This window comes from Corynebacterium sp. HMSC062E11 (assembly GCF_001811845.1).
Lineage (GTDB): Bacteria > Actinomycetota > Actinomycetes > Mycobacteriales > Mycobacteriaceae > Corynebacterium > Corynebacterium hesseae.
This window is the reverse complement of the sequence record NZ_KV806821.1, coordinates 26911-42228: the sequence shown is the minus strand read 5'-3', so window position 1 is coordinate 42228 and position 15318 is coordinate 26911. Positions and strand designations below refer to the sequence as shown.

Annotated in this window: 14 protein-coding genes and 1 pseudogene; 8 read left to right on the top strand and 7 right to left on the bottom strand. The window is 61.6% G+C overall.

Annotated elements, in window-relative coordinates:
* From HMPREF2822_RS13520 to HMPREF2822_RS09250, 4 genes and pseudogenes are all read right to left on the bottom strand, one after another.
* Positions 1-446: pseudogene (locus HMPREF2822_RS13520) on the bottom strand (HNH endonuclease); the annotation flags it as partial.
* A 187-nt stretch (positions 447-633) separates the two neighbouring features.
* Positions 634-1824 carry an MFS transporter gene (locus tag HMPREF2822_RS09260; RefSeq protein WP_070524013.1) on the bottom strand — a complete coding sequence of 397 codons (1191 nt, stop codon included), beginning with the start codon at positions 1822-1824 and terminating at the stop codon, positions 634-636.
* Positions 1825-1926: 102 nt separating this feature from the next.
* Positions 1927-3210, bottom strand: a complete 1284-nt coding sequence (locus tag HMPREF2822_RS09255) for a D-arabinono-1,4-lactone oxidase (protein ID WP_070524011.1) — start codon at positions 3208-3210, stop codon at positions 1927-1929.
* Entirely contained in the window at positions 3207-4379 is a 1173-nt protein-coding gene (locus tag HMPREF2822_RS09250; protein WP_070524009.1) for an alanine racemase, read from the bottom strand. The genes HMPREF2822_RS09255 and HMPREF2822_RS09250 overlap by 4 nt, the downstream gene beginning before the upstream one ends.
* 90 nt (positions 4380-4469) lie before the next feature.
* On the opposite strand from HMPREF2822_RS09250, the gene HMPREF2822_RS09245 reads away from it, so the two are divergent.
* Together HMPREF2822_RS09245 and HMPREF2822_RS09240 are read left to right on the top strand one after the other, a co-directional pair.
* Positions 4470-6017, top strand: a complete 1548-nt coding sequence (locus HMPREF2822_RS09245; protein WP_070524007.1) for a succinic semialdehyde dehydrogenase — start codon at positions 4470-4472, stop codon at positions 6015-6017.
* A gap of 11 nt (positions 6018-6028) precedes the next feature.
* The gene (locus tag HMPREF2822_RS09240) at positions 6029-6991 is read left to right on the top strand and encodes a winged helix DNA-binding domain-containing protein (protein ID WP_070524005.1); all 963 of its coding nucleotides are present in this window, start codon (positions 6029-6031) and stop codon (positions 6989-6991) included.
* On the opposite strand, the gene HMPREF2822_RS09235 is transcribed toward HMPREF2822_RS09240, so the two are convergent.
* On the bottom strand, positions 6977-7885 hold the full coding sequence (locus tag HMPREF2822_RS09235) for a cation diffusion facilitator family transporter (protein WP_070524003.1): 909 nt from the start codon (positions 7883-7885) through the stop codon (positions 6977-6979). The genes HMPREF2822_RS09240 and HMPREF2822_RS09235 overlap by 15 nt on opposite strands.
* A gap of 144 nt (positions 7886-8029) precedes the next feature.
* On the opposite strand from HMPREF2822_RS09235, the gene HMPREF2822_RS09230 reads away from it, so the two are divergent.
* Genes HMPREF2822_RS09230 through HMPREF2822_RS09205 form a run of 6 tightly spaced genes read left to right on the top strand, consistent with a single transcriptional unit; the run spans position 8030 to position 12976 of the window.
* Positions 8030-8683 (top strand): HAD family hydrolase, encoded by a 654-nt coding sequence (locus tag HMPREF2822_RS09230; RefSeq protein WP_070524001.1) that lies wholly within the window; start codon positions 8030-8032, stop codon positions 8681-8683.
* 32 nt (positions 8684-8715) lie between these two features.
* The gene (locus tag HMPREF2822_RS09225) at positions 8716-9702 is read left to right on the top strand and encodes a phosphate/phosphite/phosphonate ABC transporter substrate-binding protein (RefSeq protein ID WP_070523999.1); all 987 of its coding nucleotides are present in this window, start codon (positions 8716-8718) and stop codon (positions 9700-9702) included.
* A 31-nt stretch (positions 9703-9733) separates the two neighbouring features.
* Positions 9734-10534: a phosphonate ABC transporter ATP-binding protein gene (gene phnC / locus HMPREF2822_RS09220; protein WP_049155476.1), complete on the top strand. Its 801-nt coding sequence runs from the start codon at positions 9734-9736 to the stop codon at positions 10532-10534.
* The gene (gene phnE, locus HMPREF2822_RS09215) at positions 10531-11325 is read left to right on the top strand and encodes a phosphonate ABC transporter, permease protein PhnE (RefSeq protein WP_070523997.1); all 795 of its coding nucleotides are present in this window, start codon (positions 10531-10533) and stop codon (positions 11323-11325) included. Before phnC ends, phnE (HMPREF2822_RS09215) begins: the two co-directional genes overlap by 4 nt.
* The gene (phnE, locus tag HMPREF2822_RS09210; protein WP_070523995.1) at positions 11322-12122 is read left to right on the top strand and encodes a phosphonate ABC transporter, permease protein PhnE; all 801 of its coding nucleotides are present in this window, start codon (positions 11322-11324) and stop codon (positions 12120-12122) included. Before phnE (HMPREF2822_RS09215) ends, phnE (HMPREF2822_RS09210) begins: the two co-directional genes overlap by 4 nt.
* Before the next feature lie 11 nt (positions 12123-12133).
* Positions 12134-12976 carry a MurR/RpiR family transcriptional regulator gene (locus HMPREF2822_RS09205; RefSeq protein ID WP_070523993.1) on the top strand — a complete coding sequence of 281 codons (843 nt, stop codon included), beginning with the start codon at positions 12134-12136 and terminating at the stop codon, positions 12974-12976.
* On the opposite strand, the gene HMPREF2822_RS09200 is transcribed toward HMPREF2822_RS09205, so the two are convergent.
* Entirely contained in the window at positions 12973-14163 is a 1191-nt protein-coding gene (locus HMPREF2822_RS09200; protein ID WP_070523991.1) for an amidohydrolase, read from the bottom strand. The two genes, HMPREF2822_RS09205 and HMPREF2822_RS09200, sit on opposite strands and share 4 nt — an antisense overlap.
* A gap of 31 nt (positions 14164-14194) precedes the next feature.
* Complete coding sequence (gene ychF, locus HMPREF2822_RS09195) at positions 14195-15280, bottom strand: redox-regulated ATPase YchF (RefSeq protein ID WP_070523989.1); 1086 nt, start codon at positions 15278-15280, stop codon at positions 14195-14197.
* Between the last annotated feature and the right edge of the window lie 38 nt (positions 15281-15318).

Below are 15318 nucleotides of genomic sequence, written 5' to 3'. Positions count from 1 at the left end.
CAGATGTCGCGGACTTTACGCCTGATTTGGCTGCGGGTAGGAAAAGCCTGATTGGGTTTCGAAGGGGTGAAAAAGTCAGCCAGGATGGTGTCGATAAAATCCAGGGTTTCCGTAGTCAAGGCGGTTAGTGCCGACATGGGCTGGTCAATAGCGATGAGGGACTCGATGTCGAGCAGGCAGTAGGTGTCTTGTATGGCTTTGACTTTCGGCAGGCTATCAAGCCGGTGGATGGCACGCAGTCCGGATTTGATGTGACCTTCCGGAAGTGACCAGGCCGCCACTAAAGATAGGGCGGTGGTGTTGATATCGGCTTGTAGGCTGGGCATGGCAGCCTGCCAAGTGTCATAGATGGCACGGCGGGCTTTAGCGCGAGCAACCGCGTGTGGGTTATTAGGGTTGGTCGTTGAGAAGAAAAAGGTAGGCGGGCGTGTAGCGGTGGTGGTCATGGGTATCTCCCCCGAGATAAACCTGCATTAGAAGAAATGTTCTAAACATAATCCTAGCGGCCACCGCCACACATCGCTATAGCCAGTGGTAAATTCCCGTCAAATCATTACTATAAACGGGGGTAGACACCATGGGTTAGCCAGGACATTCGACGCCAACCAACGAAAAATCCCACCAACGTGGAATCTATTCGTAGCGCACGTCACCACGTGCAACGTCCTTGCGCCCATGAACAATGAAGTAGACCACCGAGGCCACCAGCATCAAGGCAGCCAACATCCAGTACATGACGGAATAGCCCGCCGCGGAGATGATCTGCCCCAGCAGAATCGGTCCAAAGCCAATACCTAGGTCCAGCAGCAAAAAGAAGGTCGAGATTCCCGCCCCCATCTCATGCATGGGAACCAAGCGCACGGCGATAGCCTGGCCCGCCGGCAAAATTGAGCCGTAACCAAAGCCCACCAAGGCACCCGCAACAATGATCTGCCAATCAGCTGCAGCCAAAGCAAGGACTACCAGGCCAGCAATAAAGAAGACGAGCGAGGAATAGATGATGATGTTGTCACCGCGACGATCTTGCAGCTTGCCCAGCACAAAGCGCAGAATGAGGCTCACCACCGCATAGGCCAGGAAGAAGTAGCTAGCGCCCTTCTCCAGGCCCGCATGGGAGGAGTAGCCGTTAAGAAACGTAATAATGCCCGTGTACGCAACGCCAACCAAAAGGATAAAGACGCCAAAAGGCGCCACCGCTGGGTGCACGATATTCCCCAAAGAGAACGACACGCTGGGCCGCTCCTGTGTCGGGGCCTTCACAACGAGACCCAGCCCCAACGCCACCACCGTCAGCGTCAGCGCCACCATAAACACGGTGTTATAGCCAGCTTGGTGGACAATCGCCAAACCAGCCGCTGGACCAAAGGCAGTGGCTAGGGTCGTCCCCAAGGCGAAGTAGCCGGTCCCCTCGGCACGACGGTGGTCCGGAATCACCGATTGCGCCACTGCCATCACAGCAGTCGAGGCCACCGCATAACCGAAGCCGTGCAAAATACGGACGGCAAAAAGCATCGGCAACGAGTGCGCTGGCATGTACAGCGCCATGGCTACAGCCACCACAATGAGCGAGGCCACCAACGAGCGTTTTCGCCCAGCCGCGTCAACGATGTAACCGGAGAAGAGACGAGCAATCGTCGCCCCCACCACAAAGGCACTGGACGCAAACCCGCCCGCCGTATCCGAAGCCTGAAACTGCTCCACGGCATAGAGCGCCATGATGGTCACAAGCAGATAGAAGACCGTAAACTGGGCGAAATTTACCAACCACGCAAACACGAATGTCGGCGTAATGAGGGACTGGGATTCAGAGGACGTTTGAGACACCTTCTTCGATAGCGTTATGGAATTAAGACTTCCACACGCTACCAAAGATCAGAGATACTTTCGAATCCAATTCACGGATTGCACTGCGCTTGACGACGCCCTCTACCCGAACAGTTTCCGCAGGTAGGGCGAACCGAACTTCCACTCCGGATCCATCTTTTCGCGCAGTTCGCAGAACTCATCAAATCTTGTATAAAGTTGAGCAAAGTCATTCCGGGACAGGGAGTTCATCTTGCCCCAGTGCGGGCGCCCACCTGCTGCACGGAAAATAGGTTCCAGCTTCGGCATGTAGTCCTGCGGATTCAGCGCACGCGGAATGTGGAAGGCAATGTACATCGATTCACGGCCCGACGCCGTCGAAAGAGCAACGTCATCCGCGGCCGTCGTACGCAGCTCCATCGGGAATCCGATGCGCCAGTCCTGTTCATCGATGAAGCGACGGATTTCGCGGACGGTGGCGGGGCCGTCGGCAAGCGGCACGGCGTACTCCATCTCGTGGAAACGAACCCGGCGCGGGCTGACAAACACGTCGTGGGCGGCGGAACGGTAGCGATTATGAGAAATGACCGAGGTGGCGAACTTATTAAGGGTCGGAATCGTTCCCGGAATCAGGCGCCCCAACGCCAAGGCGGCGGCAAAGGCGCCGTTGCCGATGAGCTCGTCGTCGATAAGCTGCTTAAGCCGTGAGCGGCGCTCCCCATTCGGTTCGAGGCGCGTGTTGGCCTTGACCATGGCGCGGTCGGTATGCGGGAACCAATAGGACTCGAAGTGATCGACGCTGCGGGAGAGCTCCTCCCAATTATCCATCAGCTCATCGAAGTCAATGCCAGACTCCTCAGCCAGCAGGTCGAAGGCATCCACGCACTGCATTTCAACTTCGACGACCACGCCGAGCGCGCCCACGCTGACGACTACGAGGCGCAGGAGCTCCGGGTCCTCGTCGATGGAATAGGTGCGGACGTTGCCGTCGGCGTCGATGAGCGTCAGGCCCGTGACCGTCCCCGCAAATCCCGTGTAATTGATGCCGGTGCCGTGGGTCGAGGTCGAAATCGCGCCCGCCAGCGATTGCGGGTCCACATCGCCTTGATTCGCCAGGGCAAGCCCGAATGGGCGCAGCAGTTTGGGTACGTCTCGCAGGCGAGTGCCGGCTAGGAACCGGACGCGTTTGCGCTGCTTATCGACGCTCACCAGCCCACTCACGTGGTCTAGGTTGAGCATCGTCTCCTCCCCTGCCGCGATGGGAGTGAAGGAGTGGCCGGCGCCCACCGCACGCACGCTGCGGGAGCGGCTAATAATTCCGGGGATCTCGTCTATGCGGGAGGGCTGTACAAACTCCTGCGGTTTCGTGGTGACCGATCCTGCCCAATTGCTAAATGTGGTTGTCATCGGAGTGTCCATCCTTGTCCTCTATAGGTGTCCCATACATCAACGCCGTCGTGCCCGACGGCGAGGAGGCGGTCGACGTTTTCCGTCATTTCGCCGGCCTTGGCGTGGCGGAACCACACCAGGTCCTCGACTTCTAAGTCAGCCCCGCGCAGCGGGGTCTGCACCTCACCGGCGCCCTCCGTACTGGAGTAGCTCAGCCCTGCTGGCCACACCGGAACCGGAACGCGATCCTTCGCGGGAGGGCCGGAGGCGATCCAGCCGCCGGAGTTGACCGTGGCCCAGCCCGGCGCGGGCACACGGGATACTTGGCAGACGAAGAACGCTGCCGCCTTGTGGTTGATGCCAGTGAAATCATCGAAGATCGCTGGCGTATAGAAGCCGGAGCCAGCGGCGAGCTCGGTCAAGGTTCCCTCGGCCGCGGATTCCTGGAGGCTGCCCGTGCCGCCACCGTTGACGAACTCGATGTCCGCTACCTCCCGCGCAGCCGCCACGCAGGCTCGGCGCCGCGGGGCAAGGTCGGCCATGGACTTCGAACGCAACCAACGCTTGACCGCTCCCACTGGACCTGGCAGGCCATCCGCTACGGACGCCACCTGCCCCTCATAGGCCATGAGCCCCACCAACCGGTGACCGCGCCGAAGAATTTCACGCGCCAGCGCTGAGACCTGTTCCGGAGTGCGCACGGGCGAGCGCCGCGGGCCGATGACCGCACCCGGCAAGTGGAGGGTGCAGTCAATATCGATGGCCACGCGTACAGAACCCTCGAGCAGGCTCAACAGCTCCACGCTATCCACCATGACGGTGATGGACTCGCGCGCCGTGTCATCTGCGGCGATCTCACGCAGGGCCTTCCGATTAACACTCGGGTAGGCCACCACGATGTCGCGGAAACCCTCCCCGACCAGATGCAGCGCCTCCGGAACGGAATACGAGAGGATGCCTCGGTAGCCCTCATGCTCGAGGGCACGGCGTAGTGCCGCCACGCTGCGTATTGACTTCGAGGCCACGCGGATGGGCAGACCCCCGGCGCGGGTGGGCATCTGTGCAGCGTTGTAGTCGAATGCATCGAGGTCGATAACGCCGACGGGCGCTGGGCTTTCACCAGACCTGACGAGCGGCTCAACGGCCGAACGCACCTGGGCCTGTGGAGTGGTCGCGAGGATTGGCATAGCGTCATCCTAACCACAACTAGTTTAGTTTGTGAGACAAATCTCGAAAAACTCATAGCGGCATCCCATATTTTTGGGACAATAGACCGCATGAAAACCTTCACTCAGACACGCCTGCCCCAGCGAGTGCACAATTTCTTGGATACGGACCCCGCCCGCGATGTTCGCGGCACGGGTGAGCAGAACCAAGCTCACGCGCCGTTTAGCGGTGACAAGCTCTTTAGCTTCCCCGTCGCCACCGCCGGGGACGTCGAGAAGGCAGTCACCTATGCGCGCACCGGCGTCGGGCAAGGTGACCGCGCCGCTATCCTGCTGCGCCTGCACGACCTCGTTCACGAGAACGAGGAGCTCATCCTCGACCTGATCCAAGCCGAAAACGGCAAGTCCCGCTCCCACGCCTATGACGAGCTGATGGATCTGTATAACTGTGCTCGGTTCTATGCCGTCAACATCCGCAAAGCTTTCGGAAACGACCGCCGCCCCGGCGCGCTTCCCGTGCTGACCAAGACACGCACGCAGTACTACCCACTCGGCGTGGTGGGGCTCATCTCCCCGTGGAATTACCCACTGTCCTTGGGCGTGGGCGACGTCCTGGCAGCACTCTCCGCCGGCAATGCCGTGGTACACAAGCCGGACTCCCAGACCACGTTGACGGCAATTCTGCTGCGACGCCTAGCCATTGAGGCGGGCCTTCCGGAGGCCGCCTGGCAGCTGGTTCCCGGCCTGGGTGCCGAGGTGGGTGACGCCCTGGTTCCTCTGGTGGATGGGCTCTCCTTTACCGGTTCCACCCAGGCTGGCAAGTCGATTGCCACCCAGGCCGCGGGGCGCCTCATCCCCACCATGCTGGAGTTGGGCGGCAAGAACCCGATGCTCGTGCTTGACGACGCCCCCCTTAAACCCACCGCCCAAGGTGCCGTACGCACCGCCTTCTCCTCCTCCGGGCAGCTGTGCATGTCCGCCGAGCGCGCCTATGTCCACGAGAGCGTCTTTGAGGAGTTCCTCGCAGAACTCAAGAACGCCCTGGACCAGCAAGTGCTCGGGGCAGCATTCTCCGATGCTGCCACCATCGGCTCGCTGACCTCGCAGCGCCAGCTCGATGCAGTAGTTTCCCACGTCGAGGACGCCCTGTCCAAGGGCGCCACCGTGGTATATGGCGGAAAGGCTCGGCCGGATCTTGGGCCCTTCTTCTATGAGCCCACCGTGCTCACCGGCGTGACCCCAAAGATGGATCTCTATGCCACCGAGACTTTCGGCCCAGTGTTGGCGGTATACCCGGTGAGCTCCGATGCCGAGGCCATCCAGCGCGCCAATGACACCACCTACGGTCTTTCTGCCTCAGTATGGTCCGGAAATTCCCGCCGCGCGTGGAAGGTTGCCTCCCAGCTAGAGGCCGGCATGGTCAACATCAACGAAGGCTTCGCCGCCGCCTACGGTTCTATCGCCGCGCCAGGTGGAGGCGTCAAGGAATCTGGCCTGAACCACCGCCACGGTATTACCGGCATGCGCCTGTGGGCCAACGAGCGCACCGTGGCCGAGCAGCGCCTGCACCCGCTTGCGCCGTCGGAGTACGTCTCACCGGAACGCTTCCGCCAGCTGGTTTCGACGGGCATGCAGCTGATGAAGACCTTCCGGCTCTAATGTAGACAGCCATGAAGGAACTTAACCGCGACGAACTTCTAGCCCGCCGGCTCATTGCTCAAGGCCTCGCCCCATCGGCCGCGAGGCCATCGCTCGCCTCGGCGCTGGACGTCGCTGAGCATCTCCTCGCTCTGCAGGGGCAGACCTACGATGCCGGCATCACAGCACTAGCCCTTCGCGCCGGCTGCACTGATCAAGAGGTGCTCGGTGAAGTTGGACACTATCGCGTGGTGCGCTGTTGGCCACAGCGCGGCACGCTGCACTTCATGCCGGCTGCCGACGTCCGCTGGATGTCCCGCTTGCTCTATCCGCGCGTGGCCTCCAGCCAGAAATCCCGGCGACCGAGCTTGGGGCTCAGCGAAGACATGATGGCAGCAGCTTCGGAAGCACTACATGGCGCAGCCACCGAGCCTCTCACTCGCACGGAGGTCTACGAGATTTTCGCTGAGGTTGGAGTGGACCCCACAGAAGGCAGGGGCTCCCACCTACTCCGCGCATTCGGCGGTGCCGGTGACTTGGTACAGGGCCCAAAAGCTGGCAACCAAGAGACCTTCCTCCATGTCGATGCGCTACCTACCGTCCAGCGTGAACCGGACCAACCGCTCTCAGAGCTAGCCCAGCGCTATGTCGAAGGCCACGGCCCCGTATCCGTAGCCGACCTCCAAACATGGTCCAAGCTCAGCAAATCCCAGGCTGCCAAGGCTCTTGCGAGCACGGAGGCCACGATCGTTAGCCATGATGGGCAGACACTGTGGATGGCGGGCTGGCAGGAGGATGTCACCGCGAGCGAAATCGACGGTGCCTTAAAAATCCGGCTCGAACTCCCCGCCTTCGACGAATACCTGCTGGGCTATGCCAACAAGGATTGGATCGTGCCCGATGAGATCCGAGCAAACGTCCTCACTCGAAATGGCCTCAGTTGGCCGTGGGTCATGGAAGGCGGGCGCGGCGTAGCCAGCCTACGGCATCCGTAGGATGCGGCGATGAACCGTTCCTTCGGGCTCGACATGGATAAACACTTCCGCACCGGGAAAAAGCTCATCGATGGCGTCTTCGATGCGGTCGGCGATTGTGTGCGAGTGCAGCACCGTCCACTCGCCGGGAACATCCATGGTGAGGTAAACAAGGCGCTGGCGCCCTGCCGCGACCGTGCGGCGTGAGGTGAAGGAAACATCGTGACGGCCCTCCAGCTCATTGAGAAGCGCGTCCAGCTGGGCGTGCTCTTCCTTCGGTAGAGACTCCGACAACAGGGAGCTCAAGGATTCCTTGAGCAGCTTGTACCCAGTCCACAAGATGTTAATGCCCACTGCCAGCGCGATGACGGGATCCAACCACAGCCAGCCAGTCAGTGCGACCGCACCAATGCCGAGGAGGACGCCGACGGACGTCCAGACGTCGGTAAGCAAGTGCTTTCCGTCCGCCTGCAAGGTAGCTGAGCGGTGTTGCTTGCCTGCACGCACAAGCAGGAGGCCCACGCCCAAGTTCAGCAAAGAGGCGATGAGTGACAGTAAGAGGCCGAGCCCAGGTTGCTCCAGCGGCTGCGGAACCAGAAATCGGCGGATGGCCGTGTAGATGATCATCGCGGCGGCCACGAAAATCATCGCGCCCTCTACCAACGCGGAAACATACTCGGCCTTGCCGTGGCCGAACTGGTGGTTTGCGTCTGCCGGCTTCGCCGCAATTTTGATAGCCACAAACCCCACGACGGCGGCTACGAGGTTCACACCGGATTCGAGGGCGTCGGAAAGAAAGCCCACCGATCCCGTCGCCGCAGCAGCGACGACTTTGAGCGCGATCGTGGCCACTGCGGTGGCAATGGAGAGCTTCATGAAGCGTTCGAGCAGCAGTTGCTCGGTTGGAAGAGACATGTGCGTCTTTCTATATGTCCTTCGCTGAGGAAAATTTCTATTTACCGTGAGTCAGGGTACCAAGGGCGAGTGTGCACGTACTGTTCACGCATTGTTTACCGCGTGTGGTCGTAAAGTACATACACCGTCGTTAGTTTGTACTTCATGTCCAAAGACATATCTCCCCCAGTTCTCCTCTTCGATTTCGACGGCACCGTTAGCCTGGGCCACGGGCCCGTGCTGGCCTATGCCCGCCACATCGGGGAGGCAACCGGAAACCACTCCATCCCCCACACCGCCGAACGCATGCTCTCAACGAACGACGCCTCCCTAGTGCACTATTGCGACGGCTACGACCTCGTCCGCAGCCTCGCCGCGGATTGCGATGTCCCGGAGGACTCCTGCCAACAGGCCTACATGGCCTCCCGACTAAACCTTGCGGACACCGGAATCAAAGCGCCCGAAGGCCTCGCCGAGTTTCTAGGCTCGTATCCCGGCCGCGCGGTTCTCGCCACCAACTCCCCCGAAACTGGCCTCGCAGAGGCGCTAAAGGTTTTGGGGCTGAGCAACTCCTTCGACGCCATCTACACGAGGGTGGGCAAGCCCGACGGCTTGACTCGAATCCTCGAATCTGATTTCCCCGATAGCCCCATCATCGCTTTCGGCGATATCTGGGATTTCGATCTCGCTCCCGTGACTGCCCGTGGCGGGCGCACCGTTTTATTGGAAACACCGTTCGCCACCCCCGCAGACGCCAACCCCACGTGGCGCGCTCAGCGCGTCACCGACATCTTTTCTGAACTATCTTCCGCCTTCTAGCACTCCACCCCTCGACACAGAAAGACATTCTCATGCGCCGTTTCACCGCCCTCGCTGCCTCCGCCCTTGCACTGTCGCTCTCCCTGACCGCTTGCTCCTCTGATTCCTCCTCAACCGATGACTCGAACTCCCCCGACAAGCTCACCCTCGCGCTCATCCCGAACGAGAAGGTCAACGATCTCGTCACCACCGCAAAGCCGCTGACTGACTACCTTTCCGAGGAGCTCGGCATCGAGGTCGAGGGAGTCGTGACCAAGGACTACCAGGCCGCCGTCGAGGCCATCGGCTCCGGCCAGGCAGATATCGCCATCGCCTCCGCCGCGCAGCTGGCCTCTGCAGAAGACATGTACGGCGCTCACGCCGTACTGCAGGACGAGCGCTTCGGCGCGGATTCCTACGCCGGCCAGTTCGTCACCAACAACCCCGACAAGTACTGCGAGGACGAGCCGGTGGCCTCCACCTATGCTGCCAGCGGTGCCGACTACCTGTACTGCAACGGCACCGCCACCCCGGAGGAGAACAAGGGCCAGGGTCCGAAGGGCCTCGAGGCGCTCAAGAAGATCGATGGGGAGACCACCGTCGCCATGCTGGGTGCTACCTCCCCCGCCGGATACCAGCTGCCGGTCATGGCCATGGAATCCCAGGGCATCGACGTCGACAGCCTCAAAAAGGTGCCAGTGACCTCCAACGATGCCTCCATCATGGCGGTCTACAACGGCGATGCCGAGGTGGGCTTCAGCTTCTGGGATGCGCGTTCCACCATCGACGCGTCGGAGGCCCCAGGTCTGGCCGAGAAGCTCGTGGTCTTCGGCTACACCGACATGTACCCCAACGGTGGCGTCGTGATTTCTGATGAGGTGCCGGAGGATCTGCGCGGCCAGATCACCGACCTCATGGACGGCTTCTCCGAGGTTGATCCGGACACCATGTCCGCCATCTTCGACATCACCGACTGGGTTCCCGCCAAGCAGGAATCCATCGATATGGCGCGCAAGGTCAACGAGCGCTTCGCCCAGTAGCCTGACGCCCCTACTCAGAAAGGCTTCACCCATGACGGAGGAGAAAGCGTGGGGAATCCGCTTCGAGAATGTCTCGGTGCGCTACCCCAACGGAACGCTGGCGCTCGACGACGTCTCCGTGGACATCGCTCCCGGCGAATTCGTCGCCATCGTCGGCCTGTCCGGCTCTGGCAAATCCACGTTCATCCGCAGCATCAACGGCCTCGTGCAACCGACATCCGGCAAGATTTTCGTCGGCGACCACGAGATTTCCGCAGCGAAAGGAGCACAGCTGCGGAAGCTACGCGGCCGCATCGGCATGATCTTCCAGGAGTTCAACCTAGCCGACCGCGCGAGCGTCTTCTCCAATGTCCTCGTCGGGCGCTTTTCTCACAATCCCAGCTGGCGCACCCTGTTGGGAATCTCTACCGCCGAGGACAAAGCAATCATCGCCGAGGCCCTCGACTCCGTAGGGATCCTCGACAAGGCGTGGAATAAGGCCGGCGCCTTGTCGGGCGGCCAGAAGCAGCGCGTGGCCATCGCCCGCGCCCTGTCCCAGAAGCCGGCGATCATGCTGGCCGATGAACCCGTCGCCTCCCTCGACCCGCCCACTGCCCACTCCGTGATGAAGGATCTGCGCCGCATCAATACCGAGCGGGACCTGACCACCCTGGTGAACTTGCACCTGGTGGATCTGGCGCAAGACTACGCCACGCGCATCATCGGCATTCGCCACGGCAAGATAGTTTTCGATGGGCCCGCCGCAGGCTCCACCGTGGAGGATTTCGAAGCCATCTACGGCCGCCGCATCCGCGAGGAAGACCAGCTGGGAAGTCAGGAGAGCCGGGCATGACGGCGGTACTTCCCCCACGGCAGCGCAACTGGCCCGGCATCCTTGGCGGGCTGGCTGCTTTTCTCGCGCTCACCATCGCCACCTGCGTCCCCGCCTGGGGCGGAATCGAGATCGACTTTGGGCAGATCGCTCGCAACTGGCGCAACGGCGCCGACCGCTTGGCCCTGATGTTCAGCCCCGACTGGTCCATCCTCCCGCGCACGTGGGAGCCGATGCTTGAAACCCTCGCCATGGCTGTCGTCGGTGCCGCCATCTCCGCGGTCATCGCTCTGCCCTTATCCCTGTGGGCGGCGCGGCCCACCAACCCATCGACACCGTGGCGCTCGCTAGTGCGCGGCATCGTCAACGTTGTCCGCGCGGAGCCCGACTTGGTCTACGCCACCATCCTCGTGGCCATGCTCGGAGTCGGTGCCCTGCCCGGCATCATCACGCTGGTGCTTTTCGACGTCGGCATCGTGGTCAAGCTCGTCTCCGAAGCCATCGACTCCGCGGATGATTCTTACATGGAGGTCGGCCGGGCCGCCGGCGGCACGCAAACCCAGATCAACCGGGTTACTGCCCTGCCGCAGACCTGGCCGGTATTTGCCAGCCAGGTGATCTACTCCCTCGAGCTCAACGTCCGCATCTCCGCGGTCCTCGGCCTCGTGGGCGCTGGTGGCATTGGCCTGCTGATCGACGAAGTCCGTGGCTTCTACCGCTATGACGCGCTCTCCGCCATCGTGCTCGAGCTGCTCGTCGTGGTCATCGCCCTAGAGATCGTGTCCGTCAACCTGCGAAAGAGGCTGCGATGAGCACTGCACATGTACTTCCCTCCCGCTCCCGCAGCTGGGGAGTCTTCGCTGCGTGGGCCGGATTCCTTATTATTTTGGCGCTGTCCTTTGGCTACATTCGCGTTGATCTGACGGCTCTTAAAGATTTGCCCTCGAACATCTGGCACTACCTCGTGCTCATGTTCTCCAACCCGGACTGGTCCAAGCTGGGTGAGGCCCTCCTGCAGACCTGGCGCTCCGTGGCCATGGCCTGGATCGGCGCGCTGCTCGGCGTGTTCCTCTCCACCATCCTCGGTGTCCTAGCTGCCAATACGGTCTCCCCGGGGTGGGTATGCCTACCACTGCGCGCGCTGTTTGCCATCATCCGCGCGGTACCGGAGATCATCATCGCCATCATTATCCTCACCGTCACCGGGTTAACCCCGTTTACGGGCGCGCTAGCTCTAGCCATCGGCGGCATCGGCACGCATGCGAAGTGGACCTATGAGGCCATTGAAACCGCGCCGACTGGCCCAGCCGAAGCGGTCAAGGCAGCCGGCGGCAGCCTGGCAGAAATGGTACGCTGGGGAACCTGGCCCATTGTCCAACCCGAGTTGGCTTCGCTCGCGCTCTACCGTTTTGAGATCAACGTGCGCACCTCCGCGGTCCTCGGCCTCATCGGCGTGGGTGGCATCGGTGACATGCTCACCGGCTATACGCAGTACCGCCAGTGGGACGTCGTCGGCGTCCTGCTCATCGTGGTCATCGTCATCACCATGTCCATCGACGCCATCTCCGGCGCTATCCGCCGCCGCATCGTGGCCGCCAAATTCACCTGATAGTTACCCCTATGACTGATTCCGCCCCGCTCTCCGCGCACATCACCACGCGCATGCCGAGCCTGCAGCCCATCGAACAACGCGTGGCCCAGGCAATCCTCGAAGACATGGACTTCGTCCTGCACGCCACTGCGGACCAGCTGGCAGCCAAGGTAGGCACGTCCCGTACCTCCGTCATCCGCACCGCGAAAGCGCTGGGCTACGACGGGTACCAGCAGTTGCGTGTGGCGCTCACGCAGGAGATTGCGCAGCGCCCCACCCCGCCGGCGGGTGCCGATTCCACCCACGTCGGCCGCATGAGTGCCGAGATTGCCTCCTTCAGCAACTACCTGCATGGGCTTACTGCCCTGCTCAACGAGGATGAGCTAGCCGCGACAGTGGAGGCAGTAGCACAGGCCAAGCGGGTTCTCCTCGTGGGCAATGGCCTCTCTGCTCCCTTGGCGCAGACCATGGCGCTGCGCCTCACAAGCATCGGGCGCCCCGCCGAGTTCGTGGCGGAGGCCATGGGCCAGCACATCGCGGCGACGCAACTAGACGCAGAGTGCGTGTGCCTCGTCGTTTCCGGTTCAGGGTCGACCACGCTCACGCTCAAAGCCGCGACCGCATCCTTCGAGGCGGGCGCGAAGCTCATCGCGCTGACTTCGTTTACCTCCTCGCCCTTGGCGGAGCTCGCCTCCTACACGCTGGTCATCCCCTCCCCGGATGGGACATTTCGTGCAGAGCTGCAGGATGCCTCGCGCGTTGCTTTTCTGCTGGTGCTTGAAGCACTCGTGACGCTGGTGGATTCCCACCTCGATGATTCCGCGGCACGGCGCACGGTGCTCTCCGTGCTCCATTCGGCGATGGAAGATTAATTTCCCAGGTAGGCGTAGGCCGCGGCGATGAGCGCCTGCGTCGCGGTGCTGAGCGTCGGCTGCAGCTCCGGTGCAAAGCGCGGATTGTGGTTCGGGACGGAAACGCCGTCCGTGCGGCCACCGAAGCCCCAAAAGCAATAGGGAGCGCCGAAGGCATCGGGGAGTCTCGAGAAATCTTCCGATGCGGTCCACGGTTCCATGTCGAGGACGTTGTCGCTTCCGAGGACGTCGACAAGCTGCGCGCGCACCTTGTTCGTGACTTCCTCATCGTTGACAGTGAGCGGGTAATTATCGCTTTCGGTGATCTCCGGCTCACGTGGGGACATCGCTGCCTGGCACTCGGCGTTGACAATCCGGTGGATGGCCACAACGATTTGCTCTCGAATCTCCTCGCTATAGGCGCGGACATTGATGCGCAGGGTGGCCGAATCCGGGATGATATTGGCCTTCGACCCCGCTTGCAGCGCGCCGACGGTCAGTACGGCGAACTGGTGAGGATCGACTTCGCGGGACACGACGGTCTGCAGCCGCAACACGATGGAGCTGGCCAAGACGACTGGATCGACACTGAGGTGTGGCATCGAACCATGGGAACCGTGGCCATAGACGGTGACGGTGAGTGAGGTCGCTGTCGACAAGACCGGGCCGGGCGCAATCAGTACGCTGCCGGCCGGGGCGTTTTTATCAATAAAGATGTGTTGACCAAAGGACACGTCAGGTGTGGGGACTTTGCCGGTAAGTCCCGCGTCCACCATGGATTGCGCGCCCTCAGCGGTTTCCTCGCCCGGTTGAAAGAGCGCGATGAAAGTACCGGACCACGCGTCAGTGGCCTTCGCCATCGCTTCCGTGGCGCCAAGCAAGGCGGTCACGTGGGTGTCGTGGCCGCAGGCGTGCATAACCTCGCCCGTGGCCGAGTAGTCCAAGCCAGTGTCTTCAGTGACCGGCAGGCCGTCGAAGTCAGCGCGCTCTAAGACCGTCGAACCCTCACCGTTGCGGAGGATGCCGACGACTCCCCCGCCGAATTCAAGCACCTCAACCCCTGGAAACTCCCGGAGCTTGCCCGCGATGACGCCGCGGGTGCGCTCCTCTTCCATGCTGAGCTCAGGATGCTGGTGAAGGTCCTTGTACAGGGCTTCTTGCCACTGCGTGGCATGTGCTGCTCGGTCTAGGATGTGGGCGATACTCATGCCCACAGCCTACGCGCTATGAGCGCACGAGCTAGCCGCCGATCTTGAAATCGCAGACGTCGCCATCCTGCATGATGTATTCCTTACCCTCCTGGCGCACCTTGCCAGCGTTGCGGGCTTCCGCCATGGAGCCAGCAGCGTCTAGGTCGTCGAAGGAAACGATTTCTGCCTTGATGAACTTCTTCTCAAAGTCGGTGTGGATAACGCCAGCAGCCTGCGGTGCCGCAGAGCCCTGCCTGATGGTCCACGCGCGGGCTTCCTTCGGGCCAGCGGTCAGGTAGGTCTGCAGGCCGAGGGTGGCGAAGCCGGCCTTGGCCAACGTCGCCAAGCCTGGCTCTTCCTGGCCGACAGACTCCAGCAATTCCAGAGCCTCTGCCTCGTCGAGCTCAAGGAGCTCGGTTTCAGTCTGGGCATCGAGGAAGACGCACTCCGCCGGGGCGACAAGCTGGCGCAGCTCCTCCTTCTTGGCCTCATCGGTGAGGACGGCCTCGTCCGAGTTGAAGACATAAAGGAAAGGCTTCGCGGTCATGAGGTGCAGCTCGCGCAGCAAAGACAAATCAATCTCATTGTTCTTGGACGCCGCGAAGAGGGTACGGTCATCCTCCAAGATGGCCTGGGCCTTCTTGGTCTCCTCCACGGTTTCTGCCAGATCCTTGTTCTTGCGCGCTTCCTTTTCCAAGCGCGGCAAAGCCTTCTCGATGGTCTGGAGGTCCGCAAGGATGAGCTCGGTGTTGATGACCGAAATATCGTGCGCCGGGTTAACCTCGCCGTCGACGTGGATAACGTTCTCATCAGCGAAGGCACGCACCACCTGGCAGATGGCATCGGCTTCACGGATGTTGGCAAGGAAGGCGTTGCCCATTCCCTCACCCTTGGAAGCGCCCTCGACAATGCCGGCGATGTCCACGAAGGACACGGTGGCCGGAAGGATGCGCTCGGAGCTGAAGATTTCCGCGAGGCGGTTCAGGCGGGAATCGGGAAGCTCCACTAGTCCGACATTGGGCTCGATGGTGGCAAACGGATAGTTCGCTGCCAAGATATCGGAACGGGTCAGGGCATTAAACAAAGTGGACTTGCCCACATTGGGCAGGCCGACGATTCCAAGTGTAAGACTCACGGGGCCAATCCTAACGCACCCCGGATCTTTTAAGGCAA